28 protein-coding genes and 1 tRNA gene are annotated in these 26,505 nt (G+C 35.4%); 12 read left to right on the plus strand and 17 right to left on the minus strand.

Annotation, left to right across the window (positions count from 1 at the left end):
* Positions 1-182 precede the first annotated feature (182 nt).
* The 3 genes from ispD to OOK85_RS07230 all read left to right on the plus strand — a co-directional run bounded on the left by ispD (position 183) and on the right by OOK85_RS07230 (position 4,569).
* On the plus strand, positions 183-1,376 hold the full coding sequence (gene ispD, locus OOK85_RS07220; RefSeq protein WP_264703081.1) for a 2-C-methyl-D-erythritol 4-phosphate cytidylyltransferase: 1,194 nt from the start codon (positions 183-185) through the stop codon (positions 1,374-1,376).
* A 1,609-nt stretch (positions 1,377-2,985) separates the two neighbouring features.
* Positions 2,986-3,966, plus strand: a complete 981-nt coding sequence (gene mraY, locus OOK85_RS07225; protein WP_065094848.1) for a phospho-N-acetylmuramoyl-pentapeptide-transferase — start codon at positions 2,986-2,988, stop codon at positions 3,964-3,966.
* 6 nt (positions 3,967-3,972) lie between these two features.
* Complete coding sequence (locus OOK85_RS07230) at positions 3,973-4,569, plus strand: ribonuclease HII (RefSeq protein ID WP_015589381.1); 597 nt, start codon at positions 3,973-3,975, stop codon at positions 4,567-4,569.
* Between the two features lie 14 nt (positions 4,570-4,583).
* Here OOK85_RS07230 and virB9 read toward each other — a convergent pair whose 3' ends face one another.
* The 3 genes from virB9 to OOK85_RS07245 form a co-directional block, all read right to left on the minus strand.
* Positions 4,584-5,369 (minus strand): P-type conjugative transfer protein VirB9, encoded by a 786-nt coding sequence (gene virB9 / locus OOK85_RS07235; RefSeq protein WP_064125428.1) that lies wholly within the window; start codon positions 5,367-5,369, stop codon positions 4,584-4,586.
* Between the two features lie 187 nt (positions 5,370-5,556).
* Complete coding sequence (gene mlaD, locus OOK85_RS07240; RefSeq protein WP_264703084.1) at positions 5,557-6,012, minus strand: outer membrane lipid asymmetry maintenance protein MlaD; 456 nt, start codon at positions 6,010-6,012, stop codon at positions 5,557-5,559.
* A 2-nt stretch (positions 6,013-6,014) separates the two neighbouring features.
* Positions 6,015-6,329 carry an NADH-ubiquinone oxidoreductase subunit NDUFA12 family protein gene (locus OOK85_RS07245; protein ID WP_264703086.1) on the minus strand — a complete coding sequence of 105 codons (315 nt, stop codon included), beginning with the start codon at positions 6,327-6,329 and terminating at the stop codon, positions 6,015-6,017.
* A 64-nt stretch (positions 6,330-6,393) separates the two neighbouring features.
* On the opposite strand from OOK85_RS07245, the gene OOK85_RS07250 reads away from it, so the two are divergent.
* From OOK85_RS07250 to purF, 4 genes are all read left to right on the plus strand, one after another.
* The gene (locus OOK85_RS07250) at positions 6,394-7,860 is read left to right on the plus strand and encodes a proton-conducting transporter transmembrane domain-containing protein (protein WP_264703100.1); all 1,467 of its coding nucleotides are present in this window, start codon (positions 6,394-6,396) and stop codon (positions 7,858-7,860) included.
* Between the two features lie 53 nt (positions 7,861-7,913).
* On the plus strand, positions 7,914-9,017 hold the full coding sequence (rodA, locus tag OOK85_RS07255) for a rod shape-determining protein RodA (protein ID WP_264703102.1): 1,104 nt from the start codon (positions 7,914-7,916) through the stop codon (positions 9,015-9,017).
* A gap of 111 nt (positions 9,018-9,128) precedes the next feature.
* A complete protein-coding gene (locus OOK85_RS07260; protein WP_264702164.1) occupies positions 9,129-9,881 on the plus strand; it encodes an IS5 family transposase in 753 nt (250 codons plus the stop codon).
* Positions 9,869-11,281, plus strand: a complete 1,413-nt coding sequence (gene purF, locus OOK85_RS07265; RefSeq protein WP_264703104.1) for an amidophosphoribosyltransferase — start codon at positions 9,869-9,871, stop codon at positions 11,279-11,281. The genes OOK85_RS07260 and purF overlap by 13 nt, the downstream gene beginning before the upstream one ends.
* Positions 11,282-11,300: 19 nt before the next feature.
* On the opposite strand, the gene OOK85_RS07270 is transcribed toward purF, so the two are convergent.
* From OOK85_RS07270 to rsfS, 6 genes are all read right to left on the minus strand, one after another.
* The gene (locus tag OOK85_RS07270; RefSeq protein WP_264338836.1) at positions 11,301-11,810 is read right to left on the minus strand and encodes a DNA-3-methyladenine glycosylase; all 510 of its coding nucleotides are present in this window, start codon (positions 11,808-11,810) and stop codon (positions 11,301-11,303) included.
* Between the two features lie 390 nt (positions 11,811-12,200).
* On the minus strand, positions 12,201-13,181 hold the full coding sequence (ruvB, locus tag OOK85_RS07275) for a Holliday junction branch migration DNA helicase RuvB (RefSeq protein WP_264703107.1): 981 nt from the start codon (positions 13,179-13,181) through the stop codon (positions 12,201-12,203).
* Positions 13,178-13,759: a Holliday junction branch migration protein RuvA gene (gene ruvA, locus OOK85_RS07280; RefSeq protein WP_264338838.1), complete on the minus strand. Its 582-nt coding sequence runs from the start codon at positions 13,757-13,759 to the stop codon at positions 13,178-13,180. The genes ruvB and ruvA overlap by 4 nt, the downstream gene beginning before the upstream one ends.
* Before the next feature lie 320 nt (positions 13,760-14,079).
* A complete protein-coding gene (locus tag OOK85_RS07285; RefSeq protein ID WP_264702189.1) occupies positions 14,080-15,030 on the minus strand; it encodes an IS481 family transposase in 951 nt (316 codons plus the stop codon).
* Between the two features lie 547 nt (positions 15,031-15,577).
* Positions 15,578-16,828 (minus strand): tyrosine--tRNA ligase, encoded by a 1,251-nt coding sequence (gene tyrS / locus OOK85_RS07290; protein WP_007548582.1) that lies wholly within the window; start codon positions 16,826-16,828, stop codon positions 15,578-15,580.
* A 231-nt stretch (positions 16,829-17,059) separates the two neighbouring features.
* On the minus strand, positions 17,060-17,377 hold the full coding sequence (gene rsfS / locus OOK85_RS07295) for a ribosome silencing factor (RefSeq protein WP_319803669.1): 318 nt from the start codon (positions 17,375-17,377) through the stop codon (positions 17,060-17,062).
* 179 nt (positions 17,378-17,556) lie between these two features.
* On the opposite strand from rsfS, the gene OOK85_RS07300 reads away from it, so the two are divergent.
* The 3 genes from OOK85_RS07300 to OOK85_RS07310 are packed head-to-tail and all read left to right on the plus strand — an operon-like array spanning position 17,557 to position 19,419.
* Positions 17,557-18,174: an AAA family ATPase gene (locus tag OOK85_RS07300; RefSeq protein WP_264703112.1), complete on the plus strand. Its 618-nt coding sequence runs from the start codon at positions 17,557-17,559 to the stop codon at positions 18,172-18,174.
* A 34-nt stretch (positions 18,175-18,208) separates the two neighbouring features.
* On the plus strand, positions 18,209-18,655 hold the full coding sequence (locus OOK85_RS07305) for an RNA pyrophosphohydrolase (RefSeq protein WP_007548581.1): 447 nt from the start codon (positions 18,209-18,211) through the stop codon (positions 18,653-18,655).
* Positions 18,652-19,419, plus strand: coding sequence for a TatD family hydrolase (locus tag OOK85_RS07310; RefSeq protein WP_006280340.1), 768 nt, complete (start codon positions 18,652-18,654; stop codon positions 19,417-19,419). Before OOK85_RS07305 ends, OOK85_RS07310 begins: the two co-directional genes overlap by 4 nt.
* 27 nt (positions 19,420-19,446) lie before the next feature.
* Here OOK85_RS07310 and mdh read toward each other — a convergent pair whose 3' ends face one another.
* The 7 genes from mdh to OOK85_RS07345 are packed head-to-tail and all read right to left on the minus strand — an operon-like array spanning position 19,447 to position 23,297.
* The gene (gene mdh / locus OOK85_RS07315; RefSeq protein WP_264703117.1) at positions 19,447-20,397 is read right to left on the minus strand and encodes a malate dehydrogenase; all 951 of its coding nucleotides are present in this window, start codon (positions 20,395-20,397) and stop codon (positions 19,447-19,449) included.
* A gap of 3 nt (positions 20,398-20,400) precedes the next feature.
* Positions 20,401-20,973, minus strand: a complete 573-nt coding sequence (locus OOK85_RS07320; protein WP_264703119.1) for an NADH-quinone oxidoreductase subunit C — start codon at positions 20,971-20,973, stop codon at positions 20,401-20,403.
* The gene (locus OOK85_RS07325; protein WP_096617324.1) at positions 20,966-21,481 is read right to left on the minus strand and encodes a NuoB/complex I 20 kDa subunit family protein; all 516 of its coding nucleotides are present in this window, start codon (positions 21,479-21,481) and stop codon (positions 20,966-20,968) included. Before OOK85_RS07325 ends, OOK85_RS07320 begins: the two co-directional genes overlap by 8 nt.
* Positions 21,482-21,484: 3 nt before the next feature.
* Entirely contained in the window at positions 21,485-21,838 is a 354-nt protein-coding gene (locus OOK85_RS07330) for an NADH-quinone oxidoreductase subunit A (protein ID WP_006279576.1), read from the minus strand.
* A gap of 18 nt (positions 21,839-21,856) precedes the next feature.
* Entirely contained in the window at positions 21,857-22,225 is a 369-nt protein-coding gene (locus tag OOK85_RS07335; RefSeq protein ID WP_264703122.1) for an HIT domain-containing protein, read from the minus strand.
* Positions 22,226-22,228: 3 nt separating this feature from the next.
* Positions 22,229-22,486: a hypothetical protein gene (locus tag OOK85_RS07340; RefSeq protein WP_264703124.1), complete on the minus strand. Its 258-nt coding sequence runs from the start codon at positions 22,484-22,486 to the stop codon at positions 22,229-22,231.
* Positions 22,487-22,502: 16 nt separating this feature from the next.
* Positions 22,503-23,297, minus strand: a complete 795-nt coding sequence (locus OOK85_RS07345) for a hypothetical protein (RefSeq protein WP_264703126.1) — start codon at positions 23,295-23,297, stop codon at positions 22,503-22,505.
* Between the two features lie 183 nt (positions 23,298-23,480).
* Between OOK85_RS07345 and OOK85_RS07350 the strand changes: the two genes are divergently transcribed.
* Both OOK85_RS07350 and OOK85_RS07355 read left to right on the plus strand, forming a co-directional pair.
* Positions 23,481-25,010 (plus strand): UDP-N-acetylmuramoyl-tripeptide--D-alanyl-D-alanine ligase, encoded by a 1,530-nt coding sequence (locus tag OOK85_RS07350; RefSeq protein WP_264703128.1) that lies wholly within the window; start codon positions 23,481-23,483, stop codon positions 25,008-25,010.
* Between the two features lie 50 nt (positions 25,011-25,060).
* Positions 25,061-26,011, plus strand: a complete 951-nt coding sequence (locus OOK85_RS07355) for a complex I NDUFA9 subunit family protein (RefSeq protein ID WP_264703130.1) — start codon at positions 25,061-25,063, stop codon at positions 26,009-26,011.
* Between the two features lie 8 nt (positions 26,012-26,019).
* On the opposite strand, the gene OOK85_RS07360 is transcribed toward OOK85_RS07355, so the two are convergent.
* Positions 26,020-26,093 (minus strand) — tRNA-Arg (locus OOK85_RS07360).
* Positions 26,094-26,505 lie beyond the last annotated feature (412 nt).

Consider the following 26,505-nt stretch of genomic DNA (forward strand, 5'->3'; position numbering starts at 1 on the left):
CGTTTTTTACTAAAATTTAGTTGTTTAATCCGCAGGCAAAGATAGATTTTGAGCTCTCTAAATATCTCTTTTGCTATTATAATTATGCTAGTTAATAGGGGAAGTAACTTTTATATGATGTCAGAAATTTTATTTTTCGGAAAGAATCTTGGATAGAGAGGAAAGCTTCTACAAAAAGAAATATGTGCGCTAAGAAATACAAAATAGCAGCATTAATAGTTGCAGCGGGAGTAGGCAGTAGATGCAATTCTACGATTCCTAAGCAATATATAAAACTGGCAGGTAAATCTGTTTTATTTCATACAATTAAAAGATTTCTGGCTAACCAATATATAGATTACATAAGAATAGCAATTAATAGAGACCATGAAAGTTTCTATGAGAAAGCTATATCACTAATTACAGACACTAAATTACTAAGCCCTGTATACGGAGGAGAAAACAGGCAAAGTTCAGTTAAACTAGGGCTTGAAAGCTTACAAAAAGTTAACCCAGATTTTGTAGTTATACACGATGCTTGTAGGCTTTTTGTGTCAGATGTTCTGATAGATAACTTGGTTGAATCTATGATTAATGATCAATATACAGGAGTAGTTCCAGCAATAGAAGTTGAAGACACTATGTCATTGGTGAGTAATAGTTTTATTGAATCTACGATTTCAAGAGGAAAGCTCAGAGCCATACAAACCCCTCAAATTTTTAATTTCAAAGAATTATTATCATGCCATCAATCAGTCAAAGAATTTACTGACGATTCATCACTAATGGTAGAGCACAAAAAACATGTTGCGATTACTAAAGGTGAGAAAAGCAATTTTAAGTTAACCACAAAAGAGGATATCAATATGGCAAAGCTTCTTTTTGAAGAGCCAAAATTTCGTGTCGGAGCCGGTTATGATATACATAAGTTCATTAAAGTTCAAAATGGTGCTGAAAGCTTTATAAAAATTTGCGGTGTGAAAATTGAGCACAACATGGCAATAGAAGCACATTCAGATGGTGATGTTGCAATACATGCAATCGTTGATGCAATACTCGGAGCACTGGGATGTGGCGACATAGGAGAGCACTTTCCTCCTAATTCCTCTGAATGGAAAGATTGCAATTCATCTCACTTTCTTGACTTTGCTGCTAAAAAAGCAAAAGAAAAAGGGTACAGCGTGTCTAATTTAGATATTACTATAGTTTGTGAAGAGCCTAAAATATCGCCTTACAAAGTAGAAATGAAGAAATTCATATCAAAAGCATTAGAAATTGATGATGAATTTGTAAATATCAAAGCAACCACTGCAGAGAAATTAGGTTATATTGGAAGAAATGAAGGAATAGCAGTGCATGCTTCTGTGTTATTGCATACAAACTTTTATTGGGAATAGAAACGAAAAAACTTACTTGACACCCTTCGCCAGTCCCCTTATCATGAAACTGAAGCTATTTATTTATCTTCGCAATCTGTGCAGGTTAATGACAAAAAACTTAGGGTATTTGGTGTCTCATGTTTAATTTTTCGCACTACGTGCATCGCATGTCTTTAAAAATTTTTAGGTTTTTACCTATATAAGCCGAAACGCGCTTACAAAGCGTTTAAGACAGCAAAAAACGTCAAATTGACAAGGGAGAATTTGAATGCTAGCTACTACGGGGTTTCTTTGCCTTTTTTCCCGCTTAGTAAATTTCTTAATATTTATGGCTAAACGACAATCGTCATCCCGCTACTTGTTAGCGGGATCTAGAGATACCGCGGCGGCATGACGTAGGACTGCTGTCATTCAAGTAGCTGACGCTGGAATCCAGCCTTGCTGTAATCTCATCAAGAATGTTGTGTTTTAACATAAGATCAGCCACTTTTATGCTTACCAACTTAATAAAATTCCTGGATCCAAGTAGTCAGGCTACTCGGATGACACCTTCATAAAGTGAAATGAGATCCCGCTAACAAGCAGCGGGATGACGAGAAAGGGGCTACTCGGATGACACCCTCATAAAGTAAAATGAGATCCCGCTAACAAGCAGCGGAATGACGGGAAAAGAGGTGCTGGGATGACACCTTCACAAAGTGAAATGAGATCCCGCTAACAAGCAGCGGGATGACGGGAAAAGAGGTGCTAGAATGACACCGTTTACTATGTAACATCTCATCATATCACAATGTTCGTACAGTTGGTGCGACCCGAAAGTCGTGATTTTGTGATGGTTAAATTCCATCTTCCCTAGACATCGGGGATAATGTATGTCTCACATTTTAGAGAGTGGCAACCTCTAGGATGCAAGCATGAGATAAAAGCAGGTAACACTAAACCTTATAGTGAATCCCTGCAAACAGAGTTAGATATGGTTACGAGAGGAACCAATGCCTGAATTGTCGTAACGAACGATATGCGAAATAAGGTTGGTTAACGCATAGACCAAAAGGTACGGAGAAAGTGGATAATTAGAACTTGACTGGTCTGATTAAGATGTTTCCCATCTCCCGGCAAAAAGTTGGAACCTAAGTCTAACATGAAACAATTTCATGGAACGGAGTAACATTATAGATGCTCTTATTCTTTAAGCAGGGAGCCACCCGTATGCACCTATAATGAGGGATTGTCTAAGAAGCCAAGGCCTAAAGTAATGTTTAAGATATGCTGACGTGGACACTGTAATTTGGAAGGTAAAGTTGTGAGTAGTGGTTAATATGTTATGAGCCAACATTAAGTGTTAGGTATGAATGAATACGACTTCTCTAGTAATATAGAGAATGCTGTATTTAAGCTATAAAAACAAATTTACCAAGCTTTGAAATGTTAATTACATGGAGAAGTATGTATGACAAACACCAAGTTAGAGAGAAGCCGGATGTGGTGAAAGTCACAAGTCCGGTTTTGAAGTCGAGTGGGGAGAGGTGACTTTCTCCACTTAGATAACTGCGTCAGGCTATAGGATGACAGAAGTTGACTTTATTAGCTATAGGTGGTATGACACTTAGTCAATTTAAGTAAGCAGATGATCTTAGCTACAAAAGTATTTTTTACCTCATTTGTTTTTGGGTTTATTCTTTTTCCCTATTTTATAAAGCTTCTAAAAAAAATAAGCAAAGATGGGCAACCAATTAGATCATGTGGACCAGAAAGTCATTTAATAACAAAAAAGAATGTACCACCTATGGGCGGAATAATAATACTGATTTCTTCTTTATTACCAATTTTACTCTGGGCTCAGTTAACACCAGAAATTTTGCTGCTGATATTGATAACTCTATTTTTTGCTCTACTTGGATTTATTGATGATTATTTAAAATTGAAGACAAATCACTATCGAGGTTTAAGTGCAAAAACCAAAATACTTATTCAGTTTATTGTTGCTCTGGTTGGTGTGTTTATACTTAAGCTATACTCTGCTGAAGGTTTTACAAAAACGTCCCTATTTAAAGGAGTAATAATAGATTTTGGCTATCTATATGTTCCGTTTGCTGCGTTTGTAATTGTCGGCTCTTCTAATGCTGTGAATCTCACAGATGGTTTGGATGGCCTTGCTGCAACTCAAGTTATCACTTCCTTTGCTTTTTTGGGGCTAATTGCATATATAACTCAGGCAGATATGAATATTACTTTATTCTGCATTGCATTTATAGGAGCTATTCTAAGTTTCTTGTGGTTTAACACACATCCAGCAAAAATATTTATGGGTGATGTTGGTAGCTTGTCGGTAGGTGCGGCTTTAGGGTTAACTAGTGTCCTAATTAAAAGAGAAATGCTTTTTGCCATTATTGGAATAATCTTTGTAATAGAGACTCTATCTGTTATTATTCAGATATCATATTTTAAATATACAAAGTTTAAATATGGAGAAGGAAAAAGAGTTTTTCTTATGGCACCAATACATCATCACTTTGAGAAGAAGGGATGGTCAGAAAATGCAATCGTTATGAAATTTTGGATAATTTCTATTATCTGTTCAGTTTTTACTATAACTTTCTTATTATAAAAACCTATGAAATACCCAGACTTTACATTAGAAAATAAATTATCAGGAGTGATAGCAGGAGTGGATGAAGTTGGAAGAGGTCCGCTAGCTGGTCCAGTAATATCCGCAGCCGTAGTGTTTATTGATAGAAATACAATTATTGATGGAATCAACGACTCGAAAAAGTTGACTCCTCAATGTAGGCAAGTCCTATATGAAAAAATAATATCCGTTGCAAAATTTGGTATAGGAATGGCAAGCGTAGAAGAAATAAATTCATACAATATCTTGCAAGCAACAAAACTTTCAATGAAACGTGCGTTGATAGACTTGGACCTAGAGTTAGATTATGTGCTAGTTGATGGTAATCAACCACCTGAAGTGAAATGGCAAGTGAAATCCATAGTAAATGGTGATAATTTGAGTACATCAATTGCAGCAGCTTCAATCGTTGCAAAAGTTACGAGAGATCGGCTTATGCAAGAATTGCACAATAAGCATCCTGAATATAATTGGTATAAAAATAAAGGATATGGGACAAAAGAGCACCTTAACGCTATTGGCCTTTATGGAATTACAGAACATCATAGAAAAAACTTTGCACCCATATCTCGGGCATTATAGCCTTTAGATAGTAATCACTTACCTTTTTTGAAAGGCATGTTTTCATTAAATAGGCAAACTGTACTCGATCCATTCCTTAAGGTAAACACTGAACTTACCCTTTCGATTATCAGATAGTTGTCAACTGTACGGAAATTTACTAAAGACTCATATCCTGCAGAATCAACCATAAAAACTGCCGGGAAATCAGAGTTTATTTTATTGAATTGTAGATATGTAAATTTTCCATCATCAAAAACCTTGATTGGTATTATTGACTGACTGCCTTTAACGTGCGAGATGGAATAATTAAAATTTAAACCCTTCTTTACAACTTCAATATCGTTTATATCAGGAATAATGGTATGACTAGCTTGTTCGAGGATATCACCGTTATTTGTTGTGTAAATCTCATCACTGCTAAATAGTGGATAAAGAAACCTTACTTCATATGCTAATCTTGGATCATCTAGTCCAGTTGCTTCTTCAGCATGAAGTTCAAAGTAATAAACTCTTTTATTGGTAATTATAGTTGCATTAGTATCGGCAATATCATCTATAGGCTTAATAAACAATCTGTTACCTTGAGGAAGGAGTTGCCAACCAGTTGAATCACCCATTGAAAGGTTTTGTATTACCTCCCCTGGTTCAAACAATATACTGGACTGATAACCATAAAAACCCGTATACTTATGTATAGCCTGTGGGTTATAATTTATTACCTTTATGTGATTATCTCCAGCTATTGAACGTGGCTCCTGTTTTGCAAGTGCGTCACTACCACAGAGGAACAACAGTACGGCAAATAGTAAACCAATCATAATATCAAAATAAATTAATTTTTATTTTATCATTGATAGACATGCACTGCAACTGTTAAGCTATACTATAAACCCTAATTATAGGTTAGCAAGGGGTAGAAAAGGCAAGAAATAAGGCAAACTCCTTAAATACTTTAGAACTACAGGAAACTTCACCTGAACGGATATACTTGGAATCCTGCCATTTTCACTTCGTAAACATACCAAGAATTCTGTCCATTATTCCACCCATATTTGCTTCAGCTTGAGTATACTCTATTTTACCACCGTGCAAGATTAGTTTAATATCTGATCCAGGTGATATATTAACAAATTTACTGCCAACAACTCCACTGCTAGTGATCAGAGCTGAACTATCAATTGGCAATTTTATGTCTCTGCTTATACACATATCGATTCGTGCTACATAGGTAGCTTTGTCAAGTGATACACCAGTTATGCTTCCAACATCTACACCAGAGATCTTGACACTATCACCAACTCCTATACCGTTAGCGTTAGCAAAAAGACCATATATTTTATAGCAATCCTTATAGTTTTTCTTTATGTAAGATAGCTTATCAATAGCAAAGAAAATCAGAAAAATAGTGAAAATTAATACAAATAATCCAGCGGTTATTTCAAGTATATTTGACCTTCGCATCTTTAGTTATCAGGACTCCAGCTTTTATAGTAATTTTTCACTTTTTGGTTTGGATAGTATGCATCTTTTGTACCCGTTAAATTAGGAGTATGTTTTACTTTTCTTTTTTTATTATTAACTGGTACTACATTATCAGTATAGTGAATCCATATATGCCATTCCGGAGGCACTGTTGTAGGCTCAGAGACACTGCTATATATAACCCACCTTTTTCCTTTACTTGATTCATAGTAAGAATTTCCATTTTCATCTCTTCCTACAAATTTATCTTCTCTTCGTAATAGGCGTTTTATTGCGTTACAAATTTTAGATAACATAAGAGTATTAAAACAAAAAGTATTATATATACTAATACTTTAACGATATATTAACAACAATTTAATGCAATTACCAATTTTACAAGTTATTATCCCAATAATTGCATCAATGTTTTGCTTTCTTGCCAAGAAACACAAGGTATCTTGGTTTATTTCTTTTATTGCAACAACAATCACTCTTATCATTTCATCGATACTACTCATTAAAACATATAAAGGTGAAATTATAACTTATCACCTTGGAAATTGGGCTCCTCCGCATGGAATAGAGTTAAGAATCGACGTGTTAAATTCCTTAATTCTAACCCTAGTGAATTTTATAGCGCTGATTAGTGTGCTTTATAGCTTTTATATTAACGAAAAAGAGATTAGCAAAAACAAAATCACTGGTTTTTACTCTCTATTTCTACTGTGCTTAAGCGGACTGCTCGGGATTCTAGTAACAAACGACATATTTAACCTTTACGTTTTCTTGGAAATTTCATCTCTTTCTTCTTATGTATTAGTTTCAATGGGAAGGGATAAAAAAGCCTTGGTTGCAGCATTTGAATATCTAATTAGTGGAACAATAGGCGCAACATTTTATTTATTTGGCATCGGGCTCTTGTATTCAATGACTGGAACGCTCAATATGTCTGACATGGCTGAAAGAATAGTTCCATTATACGATAACAACATCATAAAACTTGGCACGTTGTTCATTTTTGTTGGTCTCTCAATCAAAATGGCACTGTTTCCATTAAGCAGGTGGCTGGTTAATGCATATAGTGAGGTGCCAAGTTTCATTAGCATATTCTTTTCAGGCACAGTGACAAAAGTGATGATATATGTTTTCATCAGAATCTTTTATACTGTTTTTCATCAAAATTTTTTCTTGTTTAAGCCGCTACTGGACAATGTGATAATTATCCTCGCACTTTGCGCTATTGTATTTGGGTCGATATTTGCAATAACCGCAAAAGACATAAAAAGACTGCTTGCTCACTCTAGTATTAGCCAAATTGGTTATATAATTTTAGCACTGAGTTTTAACTCAAAAACAGGTGTATTTGCAGCAATTCTTCACATAGTAAACCACAGCATAATAAAAACATCTTTATTTATGGCTGCAGGATGTATTTCTTACAAATTTGATACAACAAAAATAGAGAATTTATCGGGACTCAAGAAATCAATGCCTTATACAGCACTTGCGTTCACTCTACTCAGTTTAGCATTAATCGGTGTGCCTTTAACAAATGGCTTTGTAAGCAAGTGGTATATAATGAAAGCAATTATCGAATCTCGCGCGTGGATTTCCCTGACAGCTTTTGCTGCCGGTTCTTTTCTTGCACTAATATACATGTGGAAGATGGTAGAGAAAATGTATTTTGAAAATGATTCAACGTCACGCACTAGAATGACACTAGGCAAAATTAATGATGTGCCATTTCCTATGCTTTTCTGTCTATTGTTTATGGCAGCTTTAACAGTAGTAACTGGAATATATAGCACTCCAATTCGGTTAGTAGTTGAGAAGTTGGTTTTTTGATTTTTATCTTTGTTTCATATTTTACTATACTTTAAGGTTATAAGGTCTTTATTGTGGGTAGGCTGAAGAAGATTCATTGGTTATTAGTCATTAACGTGATAGCGCTGTTTTGCGTTGGCATTGTTGTTCAATACTCTTCTGCTGGAGGAAAGTGGGTGCCATTTGCGATTCACCAACTGGTCATATTTTCCTTCTTTTTCCTACTCGCTATAGCTATGTCATTCATAGAGCTAGATTTTTATTTGAAGTACGCCTACTTTTTTTATACAGCAGCAGCGATTTCACTATTAGCAGTAAATTTTTTTGGCTCACACATAATGGGTGCAACAAGGTGGATAAGAATTGGATCAATTAGTTTGCAACCATCAGAATTTGCAAAAGTAGGCTTAATACTTGCGCTTGCTCGCTATTTTGATAAGCAGAGTATGTATAAAATGATGGAATTTAAAAGATTGCTTAAGGCACTTATAATTATTTTCTTACCCGTGTTCTTGGTGTTAAAGCAACCTAATTTAGGCACAGCTATGATAATGTTATTTATAGGGATGTCAATTATATTCACAGCAATAATAAAAAGATCTCATTCGATAATATGTGGAACGCTTGGCATTTTTGCAGTACCAGCTATTTGGCCTTTTTTACGTCCTTATCACAAGCAAAGGATATTGTCATTTTTGGATTCATCAGTGGATCCACTTGGAATAGGTTATAATGCGCAGCAATCTCAAATAGCTATTGGTTCAGGAGGTTTGCTTGGTAGGGGCTTTGTTAACGGAAGTCAAACTCAACTTGGATTTTTGCCGGAGAAACGTACAGATTTTGCTTTTGCAGTGCTGAGTGAGGAATGGGGATTTTTAGGTAGCATGGCTTTAATTTTACTCTATACTACATTGCTTGCTATAATGCTCTCTATTGCTTATAGGTCAAAAAATTATTTTTCTAAGTCGGTATCTATCGGCATTTTTGCCTTTTTTAGTGCTCATTTCTTTATAAACATCGGAATGACAATGGGCCTCTTACCTGTAATAGGCGACCCATTGCCATTTCTGTCCTATGGAGGAAGTACAACTGCTGCAAGCTTAATATGTATAGGGCTATTGCTAGCAATAAAAGCAGATGAACAACAAAATACTTGTATTTTACCTATGCTAAAGTAAAATTTAACTTTACTTAATAGTTTTTATGCTAGGCTCTGTGGACAAAAAATATGAAAAGAGAGAAAAAGATGGTAGTTTAGCCTAATAGGTAAAAAATGGAGAAACTACCATATGCAATATTACATCAAAGAGGAAAATTGGAAACAAATTTTAGAGTTCATAAAAAGCGTAAAAGGAATGCACAGCAAAGATGAAAAACGTTTAAGAATATTCATAGAGGCAGTGTGGTACATAGTGCGAAGTGGTTGCCAATGGAGACTTTTACCAAAAACTTATGGTAATTACAGGAGTATACATAAGCGATTTAAAAGATGGTGTGAAAGAGATGTCTGGAAAAAATTGCTTGAATATACTAAACAAGAGCCTGATTTAGAAGTTGCTATAATCGACGGTACGATCATCCGAGGCCATCCATGTTCATCTGGATATACAAAAAACTCCAAGGATCAAGAAGCTTTAGGGAGGAGCAAAGGTGGCTTTACAACTAAAATACATGCGCTTGTCGATGCACTTGGAAATCCACTTAAATTTACTCTGACTCCTGGTCAAAGAAATGAAATTACGCAGGCACAAGTGTTGACCGAAAGTATCTATAACTCTACTGTAGTAGCTGACAAGGGCTACGATAGCAATGCCTTTGTTACAAGTCTTGAAGACAAGGGATGTACAGTAGTTATTCCGCCAAAACGGAATCGAAAAGTGCAAAGGTATTACGATGAGCATATCTACAAAGAACGTCATTTGATTGAGTGTTTTTTTGGTAAAATTAAAAATTTTAGGCGCATTTTTTCCAGATTTGATAAAACTGCTGAGGTTTTTATGGGTTTTCTCAATTTTGTTGGAGCTCTTGTATGGCTTCTCTAAAATTTTGTCCACAGAGCCTAGATGAAATGCGTGAGGAGTGTGGAGTATTTGGCATAAGTTGCAACCAAAGTGCTGCTTTTAACTCTATACTTGCTCTCCACGCTTTGCAGCATAGAGGTCAAGAGTCTTTTGGCGTAGTAACCAGTAACAACGATAAGCTGCACTCTTATCACTTTCAAGGTCAAGTGAGCAGCGTATTTGATGATATAGATGAAATAAAGAAATCCTTACCTGGAGATTGTGCAATAGGTCACGTTCGATACTCAACAAGTGGTAATAAGTTTGGAGTGCAGCCCATGCTTGGCAAAAGTGGCAAATTTGGGGATTTTGCCATAGCACATAATGGTAATTTAATTAATATTTCTCCAATACGCGAACAATTAATTAAACAAGAGTGCGTTTTTCAGTCAGATATTGATACAGAAGTAGTAGTGCATCTGACAGCAAGCGGTGAAAAAGATAGCTTCTTAGAGAGTTTTATATATGCATTAAAGCAAATACAAGGTGCTTATTCTTTTGTGGCAATCAATCAAGAAGTAGTTATTGGAGTACGTGATCCGTCTGGAATCAGGCCTCTTGTTTTAGGGAAGTTAAACGGTTCTTATGTTCTTGCATCTGAAACTTGTGCTCTTGATATAGTAAATGCAGAGTTTGTTAGAGAAATAGAACCAGGTGAGTTAGTCACCATTGATCGAAATGGTAATCTAGCTTCAGCATTTCCTTTCCCACAGCAAAAATCAAGTTTTTGTATTTTTGAATACGTTTATTTTTCAAGACCAGACAGCATAATGGAGAATAGGTCCATATATGATATAAGAAAAGAAATAGGAAAAATACTTGCAGAAGAGAGCCCACCAAAAAACAATATGGATATGGTTGTACCAATACCTGATTCTGGAATACCTGCAGCTATTGGATATGCAAAGCATTCAGGGTTACCTATGGAACTGGGAATAATTCGTAATCATTACATAGGAAGAACTTTTATACAACCAACCGCTGAAGTACGTAAAGTTAGAATAAAATTAAAATTCAATGCTAATAAGCACATTTTGAAAGGTAAAAACATAATTTTAATAGATGATAGTATAGTGCGTGGTAGTACGTTAACAAATATAATAGTTATGTTAAAGGATGCAGGAGTAAAAGAGATTCACCTCAAAATTTCAAGCCCACCAATTAAGCATTCTTGTTTTTATGGAATAGATACGCCAGAGTGCAAAGATTTAATTGCTGCAAATAAATCTGTAGAGGAAATTAAGGAAGTTATAGGAGTAGATAGCCTAGCCTTCTTGAGTATTGATGGACTATATCAGGCTGTTAAAGCAGAAAAGCGTAACAATGCTACACCACAATATTGTGATGCTTGTTTCACTGGTGATTATCCGATTGGCAAATAGTCTACGCAAGGTCTTAAGTTTAGAAAATCTTAAACCGCCAAAATTTCTCTTGGCCTTTACTAATTCCGATTCTCGGGGTGCAAATATAATCTGGTTTGAGGTAAGATTCATAAACACAAAATTCGTGGCTTATAGTAAGGTCCTGTTTGTTATGTTCTTTTGTAATATTTAATCTTTTACACAATATTCCTGGCCCACCTAAATTTGCCTCAAGCGGTTCAATGAGCTTTAATCCCCGTATTAACACTGCTGCTGGGAACCCTTCTGCTTCTGTTACAATATTTAAACAGTAATACATTCCATATATAAAGTACACGTATGAAAACCCCGGCATACCAAACATTACTGAGGTTCGGTTAGTATAACCCTTAGCTGCATGACAAGCTGGGTCACTCATTCCTATATAGGCTTCAACTTCGGTTATTATTCCACTAAAGTTAGAAAATTTGAGGATTTTTCCCAATAACTCTCCAGCTACAGTTAAGGTCGGCCGCTCGTAGAAATTTCTTGGTAGTATTGTGCTACCCATTTTTTATTTTTGTTCTGAGGTTCTATATAGAATTCAGTTTAAGAATTTCTGGATCCCAGTGTCAAGCACTGGGATGACAAGAAGGGGAGCTACTTGAATGACAAGAAAATGGTACTGGCATAATAAGAAAGAAACACTGAGATGGTGAAAGAGAGAATATACGCGAGCAGCACCCATAGGGTAGCGCGTGACGCTGGAATCCAGTTTTTTCCTATTACCACAAACCGTAGCTTAATTAGTTAGAATAGCATAACTAGCAAGTACGAAATGGAGAAGTTTTAATTTGAACTACAGTTTCATTACTATCTAACATATATGCCTCCATTATTTTTAATATATAAATATTAGCATATAGATATCATGTCAACTAGTCAATATAAATTATGATGTTTAATGTTGAAAGCTCAAATACTCCTTTGCTTGGTCGGTTAGAACGCGTCCTCTTGGTGTGCGCTTTACAAAACTAATTTTGATTAAATAAGGTTCTACTGTTTCTTCAATATTGCCAACATCCTCAGATAGCGCAATAGATATAGTGTCAATTCCAACAGGTCCTGAGGTGTTGAATAAAAATCTTAGATAATGCACATCAAGTTTATTGAGTCCTATTTTATCTACACCCAATTTTAGCAATACAGAATCAGCGACTTCATAAGTGATTTTTTTATCATCTTTCACTTCAACAAAATCCCTTATCCTTCTGAGTAACCTCAAAGCAATTCTTGGAGTACCGCGCGCACGGCAGGCAATTTCCCGTGCAGCACCCTCTTCAATTTCAGCAGAAAGAACTCTTGCGCCTCTTTTTATAATATCGACTAGCTCCTCAAAAGAATAAAACTCAAGATGCAAAGGAATGCCAAAACGATCTCTGAGTGGCGCAGAAAGTAATCCAAGCCGTGTAGTTGCTCCAATTAGCGTAAATGGTGGTAGATCTATCCTTAAAGTGCGAGTAGATGGACCTTCACCTACTAATATGTCCAAGCAAAAATCTTCCATAGCAGTATATAAAACTTCTTCGATGCTGCGATTTAATCTATGGATTTCGTCGATAAATAGAACATCTTTTGCATTTAAAGTGGTAAGCACTGCAGCCAAGTCCCCAGCTTTACTAAGTAAAGGACCAGAAGTTGCGCGAAAGCTAACTCTTAATTCTTTAGAAACAATTTGTGCTAAAGTTGTTTTGCCAAGCCCTGGAGGACCGTACAATAAGACGTGATCTAAAGCTTCAGTTCTCGTCTGTGCAGCGTTTATAAACACTTTTAAATTTTGTATTAAGTCTTTTTGCCCGACAAAATCATCAAGTTGCTCAGGCCTGATATTAATATTGCGCACATCTTCAGTATATTCTTTACCGCACGATATTGATTTCATAATGTTAAGAGCTCCTTAAGCGCCATGCGAATAATATCCTTAGTGTCCAGGTTTGACGATTCGTCTTGTATTTTTTTTATCGTATCATAAGCTTTCATTTTTTCATACCCAAGATTGATCAATGCTGAAAGGGCATCTTCATTAATTGGATTAAAGTTATTGTTATTTATTTCTAGTTTACTTACTTTGCCACTCAATTCAGTGATGATTCGATTTATGAGTTTCAAGCCAAGTCCACTCATCTTGAGTGTTACTTTATCTTCATTCATAATTGCCAAAAATAGCTGTTCTGGAGTTAATTTACTCAAAATTGACATTGCAGTTTTATAGCTAACACCGCTTACTTTAACTAGCAACCTCAAGCACTGCTGTTCTTCTTTGCTTATAAAACCATATAGCTGAGTAGTGTTTTCTCTGTTATTTGCATAGGTTTCGATAAGTAATTTGATTCTACTTCCAATTGCACAAGCACTTAAAGTTTTGGCTGAAAGATACACCATATAGCCAACATCATTCACATTCAGGATTATGTGATCGCTGCGCACTTCATCAACTATTCCACTTAGATTTCCTATCATTTTTAGTACTATATAGGGTTCAGTTTAAATACTCCTGGATCTTAGATCAAGCAAACGAACATTATAACAGGGAAACGTGGCTAAAAAACCACTTAACACCCTTCGCCAGCCCCCTTATCATGAAACTGAAGCTATTTATTTATCTTCTCTGTACAGATTAAATGACAAAAAAACTCAACGTATTTGGCGTCTCATGTTTAATTTTTTGCACTATGTGTACCTTATGTCTTCACAACATTTCTAGCTATATAAGCTAAAACGCGCTTATAAAGCGTTTAAGACAGTATAGAACGCCGATTTGCAGGATTAGAGAGTGACAACTAGGTGTATGGTCCCAGAGTGTGATGGTGTGGATTTAGTATAAATAATTCTGGAGACTGTGTCCACTGATAACATATAAATTCATAAGGAGTAAGACCCTTAAGAGTTTTGAGTCTCTTTGCATAATTATAAGCCATAACAAAGTTATAAAGGTGTTCTTTAAGTTGCTGGTGCGATTGATAGTAATACTTCTTAACTGTAGCATCCTTTAAAGTTTTATTCATACGCTCGACTTGCCCATTCGTCCAAGGATGGCTAACTTTTGTCAAACGATGTTCAATAACATTCTCTTCGCAAACTCTATCAAATATATGTTGGAAAGCATACTTATGACGCTTCTGGTTTGTAAATTGTATACCGTTATCTGTCAAAATAGTATGGATTTTATACGGTAAAATTCTAATCAAATTACGTAAGAACTCAGCAGCTATGGGTTTTGTAGCACTGTTACGCAACTCAACATAGGTAAATTTGGATGTCCTATCAATAGCAACAAACAAATGTAATTTGCCCTCCTCAGTTCTAACTTCAGCAATATCAATATGAAAGTAACCGATAGGATATTGTTTGAATTTCTTTTTTGACTTAACTTCTCCATCAACAGTTGGTAATCTGCTAATGTTGTGTCTTTGTAAACAACGATGCAAGCTAGAGCGAGTCAAATGCGGAATTGTAGACTGCAGAGCGTAAAGGCAATCATCTAGTGGCAGTAGTGTATACTTGCGAAATGTAACTATTATAGCTTCCTCTTCTAGCGTTAAAACAGTCGATCTTGGACGCTTTGGACCCATATCAGCATCTTTCGTAAATGAACGTTTTCTCCACTTAATAATAGTTTTTGGATTAAGGTTATAATGCTTGGAGAGTTTTGCTATGCTCTCTTTTCTATTTTGTATTGCTCTACGAATCGTCTGTGTTGTTTTGGCGCACCCATGTAATATTTGTCCCATAACTCCTCCTTTGATGGTATTTTTTTCTCATATTTTATCATACCATCACACTCTGGGACTGTACACCGCTAACACGGGATTTCTTTTGCCTTTTTTTCTGCTTAGTAAATTTCTTAAACATTTAAACTAAGGTGAGTTGCATTTAAAAGCAGCTAAATTGCAGTGTTTAAGACTTTAAAGAACGCCAATACTGAAAATAGATAGTAACCGGGGCTTCTTTTGCCTTTTTTTTCATTTGGTAAATTTCTTAAATATTTATGGCTAAAGTAACTTAGGTTCACCGACAATCGTCATCCCGCTACTCTTTAGCGGGATCTATGCTAAGAGATACCGCGAATGAATCGCGCGGTATGACGGTTTGTGGTGGCATCTCGTCATCCCGCTACGTGTTAGCGGCTAAGAGATACCGCGGCGGTATGACGTCTTAGCCATAGATTACCTGATCTCACCATCTTTCCGGTTGTTTTATACATAATTCTCGGATTTTGAAAATTTGCTCCATATCTAATTTCTCACTTGTATAAAATTTGTTTTCTTACTTCGAGACCTAATCTACCACAACTTTTATATGGCGTTTCTTTCCTGCAGATAATTTTATAAATGGCTGATCTTTAAAGCTCTCGAAATTTATTACATGATCAATATTGTTTACAACATTATCATTAATCTTGCATCCGTTGCCCTGTATTAAACGCTTTGCAGCGCCTTTTGAAGGTTCAAAACCAGTGTCATGTAGTAGGTCTACTAAGGATATGCCGCTTGCAACTTGTTCTTTTTTTATGATGTAATCAGGAAGTAGTGAGCTATCTTCATTCTCAAAAGCAGAAATTGCAGCAAATTGTGCAAGTTCCGCTTCTTTGTCACCATGACATATTTTTGTCACTTCTGTTGCCAAGACCTTTTTTGCTTCATTTATTTCTTGATCCTTTAAAGACTCTAATTTTCTAATCTCATCAATTGGCACATCAGTGAGCAATCTTAAAAAACGTCCAACATCTTGATCATCAACGTTGCGAAAATATTGCCAGTAGTCGTAAGGCTTTAGCATATTATCATCAAGCCACACTGCTCCACTTTCAGTTTTGCCCATTTTTTTTCCTTGTGCATTTAATAAAAGAGGCATGGTAAGGCCAAATAGCTCAGGTAAATTCAACTTTTTTCCAAGTTCAATTCCGTTTACTATATTTCCCCACTGGTCTGACCCTCCAATCTGCAGACGACAATCATATTTTTTGTTTAATTCAATAAAGTCGTAAGCTTGCAATAGCATGTAATTAAATTCCAGAAAGCTTAAGGTTTGCTCTCTATCCAGCCTGGTTTTCACACTATCAAAACTTAGCATACGATTTACAGAAAAATAAGCTCCTATATCACGCAAAAAATCTATGTATTTTATGTTATCCAACCAATCTGCGTTATTTACTATCATTGCACCAGTCTTGCTGTCATTAAAAGACACCATTTTCTCTAATATTCTCCTTATACTGGATGTATTTTGATTGATGTTCTCTACAGGCAAGATGCTTCTTGCTTTATCTTTGAAGGATGGGTCACCAATTTTTGTTGTGCCACCTCCAAGTAAGACTATCGGCTTATAACCAAATTTTTGTAGGTGACAGAGCATCATAATCTGAATTAGGTGACCAGCATGAAGACTTGGTGCTGTGCAATCAAACCCAATGTATGCAACTATATAATTGCTCTGCAATAATAATTGATCTAGTCCTTCAATGTTTGTGCATTGGTATAGGTACCCTCTTTCTTGGATGAAATTTAAAAATTCAGATGCGTGTTTCATTTTATAAACCCCAGTCTATCCTGTCATTAATGCCGAAGGTAACCCTAATAGAGAAGCCAGTGCCCAGACACTGGAACTTAATTATAAACAAGCACACTATACAACGTTTTCGATGAAATTGCATGAAAAACTGGATTCCAGTGTCAGCTACTTTCATGACACCACTACCTGTGCAGGAGTTGCCTTCAAAATTACAACGTTTGTGCAATTGTGTACCAGCTATCTGGATAATCAATTCCATAACTCTTCTATTTTATAATACTCCCTTACTTCCGGCCTGAATATGTGAACCATTATGCCTTGAAAATTCAAAACCACCCAATTGCCTTCATCCATACCTTCTACATCTATTTTATCATGTGGCTTGAGGCTTTTTATTACTTGCTCAGCTAAAGCTTTAACGTGACGGCTTGAATCACCAGATGCAATAATCATATATTTTGCAATAACGGTTTTATTCTGCACATCAAAAGTTACTATATCATGACCTTTATTTTGATCTATTATCTCTTCAATTGTACTTCTTATCGATTCCATATTGCTAAGCATTGTTTACAGGTTATATGATTCATTTATAATCATATACTCAAAATTTCTAAATATGAACTATTTTCAATGCAACTACTTGTTAAAGGTATTACCTGCATCTATTTTATCATCATGTTTTTAGCATGTACAATGTATATACTTTTTATATAATTGAAAATAGCTTTTTACTAGTATTCATTATGGGCAAGACTCTCATCTACTTAATCGGCTTTCCAGGCAGTGGTAAGTTTACTACTGCAAAGGAACTGTGTAAAATCATTGGTGCAGTAATAGTAAGCAATAATCTATTCAATAATATTATATTTGATATTGTTAAATTACAAAACGCTGAAGTTCCAGATGACCTATGGGAAAAAATTTTTGCAGTTAGGGAAAATGTATTAGCAATACTGGAAAAACACTACGTAAAATCAAAACATTATATATTTACAAATGAATTGATAGAGGGTGATCCCTATGACCAAAGATTATATAACTCAGTGGTAAATTTAAATAAAAAAATGGACATGGAAATTTTTTCTGTAGTATTACATTGTAATAATGAAAAACTAGTAAGACGTGTCCAATCAGAAGAGAGATATCAGGAAAATAAAATTACTGATCCGGATTTTGCTATAAAGAAAATTGAAGGGAAAAGGCTATTTATACCTGAGGGTTCGCTTGAAATTGATAACTCGAACTTGAGTGCAAAGGAAGTTGCAAAGAAAATTGTTGAAGAGATGAAGAAAGAAAAAAATGGAAAATTAATTAAAACTTCTGTAACAAATCATTTAAAAACAGAGTGTACTCGTGGTTGAGCAGAAAGATAAGTACCGTCCTTGTGTTGGCATAATGCTATTTAACAGACAAGGACATGCCTTTATTGGAAAACGCTTTGATAGCGATTCTTACTGGCAGATGCCACAAGGAGGTGTTGATGATGGTGAGGAACTGGAACAAGCAGCGTTACGTGAGTTGCTAGAGGAGGTTGGTACTAATAAAGTAAAGGTTATAACTAAAAGCAAGGATTGGATATACTACAACTTGCCTGAAGAAGTTATACCAATATGCTGGAATGGAAAATATTCTGGTCAAAAGCAAAGGTGGTTCTTAATGAAGTTTTGCGGAGAGGATGAGGACATTGATATTAATTATACTGGTCATCCAGAGTTCAAAGAGTGGCGTTGGCAAGGTATAGATAGTTTAGTAGCTAGTGCTATATCATTTAAAAAAGAAGTTTATAAAACAGTGATAGAAGAGTTTTCTTCTATAATAAAAGCCTCAACAATAAGCTCATGATAGTAGATTCTCATTGCCACTTGATTTATTTTTCTGACGATGAAATACCAAAAGTAATTTCAAGGGCAGAGCAAAATGGTGTAAAGGTTTTGCATAACATATGCGTAAGCATTGACGATGTTCCTAAGTTATTAAAAATTTCTTCATCCTATGATCAGGTCTACTCCTCTGTTGGTATACATCCGCTTGATGCTGCTATAGAAAACGGTGAGTGTATACATGTTGATGAATTAGTTGAATTTACCAAGAACCAAAAGGTAATTAGTATCGGTGAAACCGGGTTAGATTTTTATAAATCTGACAACAAAGACAATCAGAAAAAAAGTTTTGCATTACATATAGAAGCGTCAAGAATAACTGGACTACCTTTAGTTATTCACACAAGAAGCGCTGATAATGAGATGATCGATATGTTAAGGTCAGAAATGAAAGCCGGTGCTTTTAGTGGAGTAATGCACTGCTTTGCTTCCTCTAAAGAACTTGCTTATCAATCTATAGATTTGGGGTTATGTATTTCATTTTCTGGAATTATTACTTTTAAAAATGCGAGCTTACTCAGAGAAATTGCACAAAATGTACCACGCGAGCGTGTTTTAGTCGAAACTGATGCACCATATCTATCACCTGAGCCTTATAGGGGAAAAAAGAATGAACCAGCAATGGTGAAATACGTTGTTGATTGTTTGGCAGAGTTGTGGAATGAGTCACCAGAACAAGTAGCGAAGGTAACCACAAGCAACTTTTTTAGGCTGTTTGAGCTATAAAGAAGCTCTATAAAACCATTAATTTGCTTATGAACCTAAAGATTTCACCAGCTCTCTCACCGAGTTTACAGACTTATTAAACATTTCTTGTTCACTATCATTCATTTTAACTTCTAGGATCTTTTCAATTCCGTTTTTTCCAATAATTACAGGAACACCAATAAACAAATCTTCTACACCATATTCACCATTAAGGTAAGCAGCACATGGTAATATGCGCCTCTTATCTTTTAAATATGATTCTAACATGCATATAGCTGAAGATGCAGGAGCGTAGTATGCAGATCCAGACTTAAGCAGATCAACTATTTCTTTACCGCCATTGCGAGTGCGTTCAACTATTTCATCGACTTTTTTCTGTGTGATAAGACCCATATCGATAATTTGAGTAAGTGGAACTCCAGCAACTGAAGCACAATTGATTAGTGGTACCATAGTGTCGCCATGTCCTCCAAGCACAAAAGCAGATATATCTTCAACTGAGATATTTAACTCACTTGCAAGAAAGTAACGAAAACGGGAAGAATCAAGCACTCCTGCCATGCCAACAATCATATTAGTTGGAAGGTTTGAAAATTTATGCACCACTGAAACCATGGCATCCAAAGGGTTGGTAACCACTATTACAAACGCGTTTGGAGAATATTTTTTAATATTTTCGCCAACCTCCTTCATTACTTTAGCATTGGTTTGCAGGAGGTCATCCCTGCTCATTCCAGGTTTTCTAGCGATGCCAGCGGTTATTATAATTGCATCGGAGTTTTTTATGTCTTCATACCTATTTGTGCCAGTAATATTGACATTAAATCCGTCAATAGGGGATGATTCTGCTATGTCGAGTGCTTTACCTTGTGGTATTCCATCACTAATATCAAGTAAAATAACATCACCGAGTTCCCTTAGTGCAATCATATGGGTGAGAGTTCCACCGATATTTCCTGCACCGATTAAAGATATTTTTTTTCTTTGTACTGTCATTTTCTACTCCTTTGTATTTACTTTTATGGTTTTACCTTCCCAAGGCGATAAGCTATCAAACATACGAAAATCTTGCGGTAAATCTATAGGATTATACACAACCTTTTTTGTCTCTATATCATATCTTGCTTCCTCATAACCAGTGAGAGGGAAATCTTTTAACATTGGATGACCTTTGAATCCATAGTCTGTTAGAATCCTACGCAAATCAGGGTGATCAGAAAACTCTATTCCATACATATCAAACACTTCACGCTCAAACCACAAAGCCGTACTAAATATCTTCGCTACACTTGGAGGCATGTCGCTTTCACATAACTGAAGCTTTATGTGTACTCTAATATTATGCACAATGCTGAGCAGATTGTATATTAGCTCGAAACGCTTCTCTCTATCTGGGTAGTCAACCCCAAAAATATCAACTAACAGTTCAAACCTACACTTTTCATCATCACGTAGAAAGAATAGGTGCTTTTCAATTTCATCTAAAGTTGAATATATTACAATAATGCCATCATCTTTTTGAATGCACTCGCACTTGGTCTTTTTTTGTATATACTTTGCAGTTTTATCCATGCTTTATATTCTGAGTTCGTTTTATTTTGTTTTGTAGGCATAGCATTCCATATAGCAACGCCTCAGCGGTTGGTGGGCATCCAGGGACATACACGTCAACTGGCACAATTCTATCACAGCCTCGGACTACTGAATAAGAGTAATGGTAATAACCACCACCATTTGCACAACTTCCCATGGAAATAACATACTTCGGGTCTGCCATTTGATCATAAACCTTGCGCAATGCTGCTGCCATTTTATTAGTTAGTGTGCCAGCAACAATCATCACATCTGATTGACGTGGGCTTGCACGAAACATTATACCATATCTATCAAGATCATAACGGCTGGATGCAGTATGCATCATCTCAACTGCGCAACATGCAAGACCAAATGTCATTGGCCACAATGAACCAGACCTTGCCCAATTCATTACATAATCTGTTAAATCACCAAATTTAGTGACAAGAAACCCTTCTTTTTTATAACGACCCCAGTCATCATTAGATAGAATTTGATTTGTCATAAACTACTCCCACTCTAATGCACCTTTACACCATTCATAGATAAAACCTATAGTGAGTATTGCAAGAAATACCATCATAGACCAAAATCCACCATAGCTTATCTTAGATAAAGAAACAGCCCAAGGAAAAAGAAAAGCAATTTCTAAGTCAAATATTATAAATAATATTGAAACTAGGTAAAATTTAATGTCAAAATTTTTTCTTGCACTGGATAGTGGATTGAAGCCACACTCATATGTGGAAAGCTTTTCACCATCTGGCTTACTCACTGCAAGAAACATAGGCAATATACCTAAAGCAAAAGATACTACAATTGATACGCAGATAAAGATTACTATGGTTAAATATTCGCTCATTTAACAAAACATATAACACTATGAGTTTACATGCTTTCCTAACTTTTTACCACCTAAAATATGCACGTGAAAGTGTGGTACAACCTGCTCTCCATTTTCACCGTAGTTAGTGACTAATCTATATCCTGTTTTTTCTAGATTATATTTGTGTGCTATCTCTCTTACAGTTTTGAAGAAATCCGCTATCTCCTCTTCAGGAGCTTTTAGAATGAAATCATCATATGAAATATATTGATTTTTTGGTATAACTAAAATATGAACTGGTGCGTCAGGGTACTTATCATGAAAAGCTAGTACATTTTCATTTTCATGTACCTTCTCACAAGGTAACTCACCTCTTAATATTTGAGCAAAGAAGTTATCGCTATCATAAACTTCATTGCTCATATTTTAAGAGCGACCTTTCCCTCTTTCTTCGTTTTTCTCTACATTAGGTGTAGATAGTGGTTTTATTGTTTCACCAGAAGCATCTTCAAGATTTAAAGAGCTTACAAGTTCCCTTACTTTTACCATGTCCTGCTGTTCTTTCAAAGAGGTTTCTATTCCACTTACCCTTTTTCCAGTAATAACTCCTGGTTGTAAGTGATACATATCCCCAGGAACAGTGAGACTATGATGTCTTTCCTCTATTTTTTTAGCTTCACTCATAATACTCCCCTATAACTTATTTTTGCATTCCACAACTTTGCGACTTACCTGGCTTTATAGCTTCTTGCGCCCATTTTTTCTCACCTGAAGCTATAGTTACTGAAGGCTGACCAGCCTTTAGTAACCCTTCGCTACTTGTAAGTCCTGCAGGTTTCGTAGCTTCTGATGACTGCTTTTGATTATCATATTCCTTATACAATTTTTCTGCAATACCATACAGCAATTTTAAGTCTGTGTGAACTTTAAATTCTCCACCAGTAATTTTTGCTAGATCTTTAAGGTTACCGTCAACTTTTTGTTTAATTTCTTCAATAGCAAGCTTTTTTATCTCCTCTGGACTCTTTCCTTTATAGTCAGTTTTAATGTCTTCAATTATTTTTTTAACATCAACTTCAATTACAATTTTATTTTCTTCTCTATGTATAGTGATGTTTGAATACTCACTTTTTAGTGCTTTTATTTTATTCAATTGTTCATCATTCAAATAAGGTATATCTCCCGTCAGAGTTCTTGACACTAAAAAACTTACCTTTCCTATCCCTTTCTTTTGCTCTGTTATTTGTACACCAAGATCCTTACTAGCCTGTGTGGTTTCTATAGGTGGATCATATTCCCTTTCTTCTTCAGGTACATCTATACCAACAGCTTTCTTTAACGAAACTGTAGCATCATGTTTCATTTCACCCGTTGAAGCAAACGGCTTCTTTATAGGGTAAATAAGTGCTTTAGGCACAAGAGCAAACACCCGACCTGTAGCTTCTACACCTGTTTTAACTGCTCCGCCTATCTTAGCCCAAATAGATTCTGCCATACATACCTCCAAGGTAGTTTCTATAACTAAATACATTTTAATTATAGACGAAAAAATTTAAACTTCTATATCCATTATAAGATAGAATTATAGGGATTGCAACCATTATTTGCACATTGTCTAAAACATGTAGTATTTTCGCTACTTTTATTGTTCAATTTATTATAAAGAATACTCTAAATTATGTTTAAATGGAACACAAATAATATCATTGATGCAACTGGCGGAAGAGACGTAAATGGTTGTAATTGGATACATAGCTCAAATATTTCAACGGACACAAGAAGCATAAAAAAAGGTGATTTATTTATTGCCCTCAAGGGAAAGAATTTTGATGGCCATAATTTTTTGCATGAAGCGTTTTTAAAAGGGGCTGTCGCTGCAATAGTGAGTGAGGGTAAATATAAAAGTTTCCCTCTCATTATTGTACAAGATACCCTGAAAGCTTTGCATGATATGGCATCATACTACATTAGAAATGTTCTTATTGATGCTAAAGTTATTGCAGTTACAGGCAGTGTCGGGAAAACCACTACAAAGGATATGCTGCATACTGTTTTATCGCAATATGGAGTGTCCCATGCAAACGAAGGTAACTTAAATAATAATATAGGATTGCCTTTGACAATTCTGAAAGCTCCAAAAAACTGCCAGTACTTAATTCTTGAAATGGGAATGAATAAAGCTGGTGAAATAAAAGAATTATCAAAAATTAGTAATCCGAATATTGCAGTTATTACCAACATCGAACCTGCACATACTGAAAATTTTTCATCACTATTTGACGTTGCACAAGCGAAGTTAGAAATTCTGTATGGTATGAAAAATAACGGTACTTTGGTTTTAAGCAGAGATAATAAATATTATGATTATCTCTCATCACACGCCAATAGAAATGTAATAAGCTTCGGTAAAGATAAAAATGCTGAAGTTTGTTTACTAAACTTAATAAGAAACGATGAATCTTCTGTCATTTCAGCACTATCTTCTGTCATCCCAGTGCCCAGACACTGGGATCCAGGAAGTTCAATTGCAAATGAGCATATCAGACGGTTGTATAATAAAGACTGGATTCCAGCGTCACGCGCTGGAATGACATCAAACCGAGTTGCTAATAGATTAAGTTTAAAAATCAGGCTGAGTGATAATCAAATTATAAACTGTAATTTACGTGTACAAGGTGAGCATTTTGCTTATTCGCTACTTGCTGTTGCAGCAGTTGTGCAAAGCCTCGGACTTGATTTATCAAAATTACCACTTGCACTTAAGAATTTTAGTGTAGCGAAAGGTAGAGGCAATATTCATAAGGTCAAATACAATAGAAAATATATACATTTAATTGATGACTCCTATAACGCCAGCCCTGCTTCGATGAAAACTGCAATAAAAACTTTGAGTACATATTCTAATCAGAGAAAAGTAGCTTTGCTTGGTGATATGTTGGAACTTGGTGATGAAAGCATAGAGTTTCATACAGATTTGGTTAAGATTATCACAGAAAATAATATAGATAAAATTTATACAGTTGGTAAATTTATGTTAGAATTGCATGAGCTTTTGCCAGATAATATAAGAGGCGCGCATTTTAATGATTCTAATCAATTGAAAAGTGATTTAGCTAACATTATTCAGAATAATGATGCAATTCTAGTTAAAGGCTCACGAGGAATGAAAATGGATCTTATTGTACGGGAATTCATAATAGAATATTAAGCAAAATCATTATATTAATTTATAGTAACAAATTATTAGGAACTTTAATTGTGAAAAAACGTGTAATTATTTTTGGTGGAACGGGGTTTATAGGGAAACACATCGTAAGACGCTTGGCAGCAGAAGGATATTTAATAAAGATATTCACTCGTAATCAGGAAAAAGCTGCTTGTTTAAAATTGTGTGGCAATTTAGGACAAATATCAATATTTAAAGGCGATTTTTTTGATGAAAAATCAGTTCTGGATGGTATGGAAGAATGTGATTTAGCTATAAACTTAGTGGGAATATTATATGAAGCAAAAAAGCACGATTTTTACGCTGTTCACGTTAAAATAGCTGAAAGGATAGCAAAAGCTGCAAAAATGAAAAATGTACCTATGATGATACATTTTTCTGCTATGGGAATAGAAAATAGCAAGTTGTCAAAATATTCCAAAAGTAAATTGGAAGGTGAAAAAGCTGTAACTTCAGCATTTCAAGAAGCAATAATAATTAGGCCAAGCCTTGTATTTGGTAAAGAAGACAACTTCTTTAATAAATTTGCAAGATTAGCAACTATTCTTCCTTTCTTACCACTAATTGGCAATGGAACGACTAAATTTCAGCCCATATGTGTAACAGACTTAGCTGAAGTGGTATATCGTATTATCAGTTTTAATAAGCAAGACAAGAAAATTTATAACATGGGTGGACCAAAGGTTTACTCTTTCAAAAGCTTATTGAAGTTTATTCTGAATGTTACTAACAGAAAGTGTTTGTTGATCAATGTATCTTTTCCAATGGCAAAGTTAATAGCTTTCTTTTTAGAAAATAAAATTATTTCTATGCTGCTAAAACCAATAACCGGAGATACGAACCCTGTGCTTACTCAAGATCAGGTGAAAGTTATGATGAATAGTTCAATCGAAAAGTCAGTTGACCTTGAAACAATGAAGGTTCGACCATTAGCAATTGAAAATGTGGTGCCAGAGTACTTGAAGATTTATAGAAAGTATTGATAAAAGAGTGTGCCCGGTGGGATTCGAACCTACGACCCACAGCTTAGAAGGCTGTTGCTCTATCCAGCTGAGCTACGGGCACACAACATATATAAAATGCTTCTTAGTACAAGTGAAGTCAAGTACTTCGTGTGAATATGATGTTTATCTTGCGACACCTTGTCATTGCAGTTGTGTGTCACGCGCTGCTGAAATTGGATGCGAGAAGTCTATTTATTTTAGAAAATATTATATAGAAAGTTGCTTAACAAACTACGCCAGCGCCCTTATCATGATACTGAAGGTATTCAGTTATCTTCATCTGTGCAGATTAAACAGCAAGAAAACAACGTAGTTGGCGTCTTATTTTTAATTTTTTGCACTATGTGCACCTTATGTCTTCACAACATTTCTGGGTTTTTACCTATATAAGCTGAAACGCGCTTATAAGTTGTTTAAGACAGTATAGTACGCCAATTTGCAGGATTAGAGAGTGACAACTAGGCTCTGTGGAC

The organism is Wolbachia endosymbiont (group A) of Volucella inflata, from assembly GCF_947250665.1.
GTDB lineage: Bacteria > Pseudomonadota > Alphaproteobacteria > Rickettsiales > Anaplasmataceae > Wolbachia > Wolbachia pipientis.

Bases quoted from the DNA above. Each gene is read 5' to 3' on its own strand.
- ispD (WP_264703081.1), top strand. From the start codon at position 183: ATGTGCGCTAAGAAATACAAAATAGCAGCATTAATAGTTGCAGCGGGA.
- mraY (WP_065094848.1), top strand. From the start codon at position 2,986: ATGATCTTAGCTACAAAAGTATTTTTTACCTCATTTGTTTTTGGGTTT.
- OOK85_RS07230 (WP_015589381.1), top strand. From the start codon at position 3,973: ATGAAATACCCAGACTTTACATTAGAAAATAAATTATCAGGAGTGATA.
- virB9 (WP_064125428.1), bottom strand. From the start codon at position 5,369: ATGATTGGTTTACTATTTGCCGTACTGTTGTTCCTCTGTGGTAGTGAC.
- mlaD (WP_264703084.1), bottom strand. From the start codon at position 6,012: ATGCGAAGGTCAAATATACTTGAAATAACCGCTGGATTATTTGTATTA.
- OOK85_RS07245 (WP_264703086.1), bottom strand. From the start codon at position 6,329: ATGTTATCTAAAATTTGTAACGCAATAAAACGCCTATTACGAAGAGAA.
- OOK85_RS07250 (WP_264703100.1), top strand. From the start codon at position 6,394: ATGCAATTACCAATTTTACAAGTTATTATCCCAATAATTGCATCAATG.
- OOK85_RS07260 (WP_264702164.1), top strand. From the start codon at position 9,129: ATGCAATATTACATCAAAGAGGAAAATTGGAAACAAATTTTAGAGTTC.
- purF (WP_264703104.1), top strand. From the start codon at position 9,869: ATGGCTTCTCTAAAATTTTGTCCACAGAGCCTAGATGAAATGCGTGAG.
- OOK85_RS07270 (WP_264338836.1), bottom strand. From the start codon at position 11,810: ATGGGTAGCACAATACTACCAAGAAATTTCTACGAGCGGCCGACCTTA.
- ruvB (WP_264703107.1), bottom strand. From the start codon at position 13,181: ATGAAATCAATATCGTGCGGTAAAGAATATACTGAAGATGTGCGCAAT.
- ruvA (WP_264338838.1), bottom strand. From the start codon at position 13,759: ATGATAGGAAATCTAAGTGGAATAGTTGATGAAGTGCGCAGCGATCAC.
- OOK85_RS07285 (WP_264702189.1), bottom strand. From the start codon at position 15,030: ATGGGACAAATATTACATGGGTGCGCCAAAACAACACAGACGATTCGT.
- tyrS (WP_007548582.1), bottom strand. From the start codon at position 16,828: ATGAAACACGCATCTGAATTTTTAAATTTCATCCAAGAAAGAGGGTAC.
- rsfS (WP_319803669.1), bottom strand. From the start codon at position 17,377: ATGCTTAGCAATATGGAATCGATAAGAAGTACAATTGAAGAGATAATA.
- OOK85_RS07300 (WP_264703112.1), top strand. From the start codon at position 17,557: ATGGGCAAGACTCTCATCTACTTAATCGGCTTTCCAGGCAGTGGTAAG.
- OOK85_RS07305 (WP_007548581.1), top strand. From the start codon at position 18,209: ATGCTATTTAACAGACAAGGACATGCCTTTATTGGAAAACGCTTTGAT.
- OOK85_RS07310 (WP_006280340.1), top strand. From the start codon at position 18,652: ATGATAGTAGATTCTCATTGCCACTTGATTTATTTTTCTGACGATGAA.
- mdh (WP_264703117.1), bottom strand. From the start codon at position 20,397: ATGACAGTACAAAGAAAAAAAATATCTTTAATCGGTGCAGGAAATATC.
- OOK85_RS07320 (WP_264703119.1), bottom strand. From the start codon at position 20,973: ATGGATAAAACTGCAAAGTATATACAAAAAAAGACCAAGTGCGAGTGC.
- OOK85_RS07325 (WP_096617324.1), bottom strand. From the start codon at position 21,481: ATGACAAATCAAATTCTATCTAATGATGACTGGGGTCGTTATAAAAAA.
- OOK85_RS07330 (WP_006279576.1), bottom strand. From the start codon at position 21,838: ATGAGCGAATATTTAACCATAGTAATCTTTATCTGCGTATCAATTGTA.
- OOK85_RS07335 (WP_264703122.1), bottom strand. From the start codon at position 22,225: ATGAGCAATGAAGTTTATGATAGCGATAACTTCTTTGCTCAAATATTA.
- OOK85_RS07340 (WP_264703124.1), bottom strand. From the start codon at position 22,486: ATGAGTGAAGCTAAAAAAATAGAGGAAAGACATCATAGTCTCACTGTT.
- OOK85_RS07345 (WP_264703126.1), bottom strand. From the start codon at position 23,297: ATGGCAGAATCTATTTGGGCTAAGATAGGCGGAGCAGTTAAAACAGGT.
- OOK85_RS07350 (WP_264703128.1), top strand. From the start codon at position 23,481: ATGTTTAAATGGAACACAAATAATATCATTGATGCAACTGGCGGAAGA.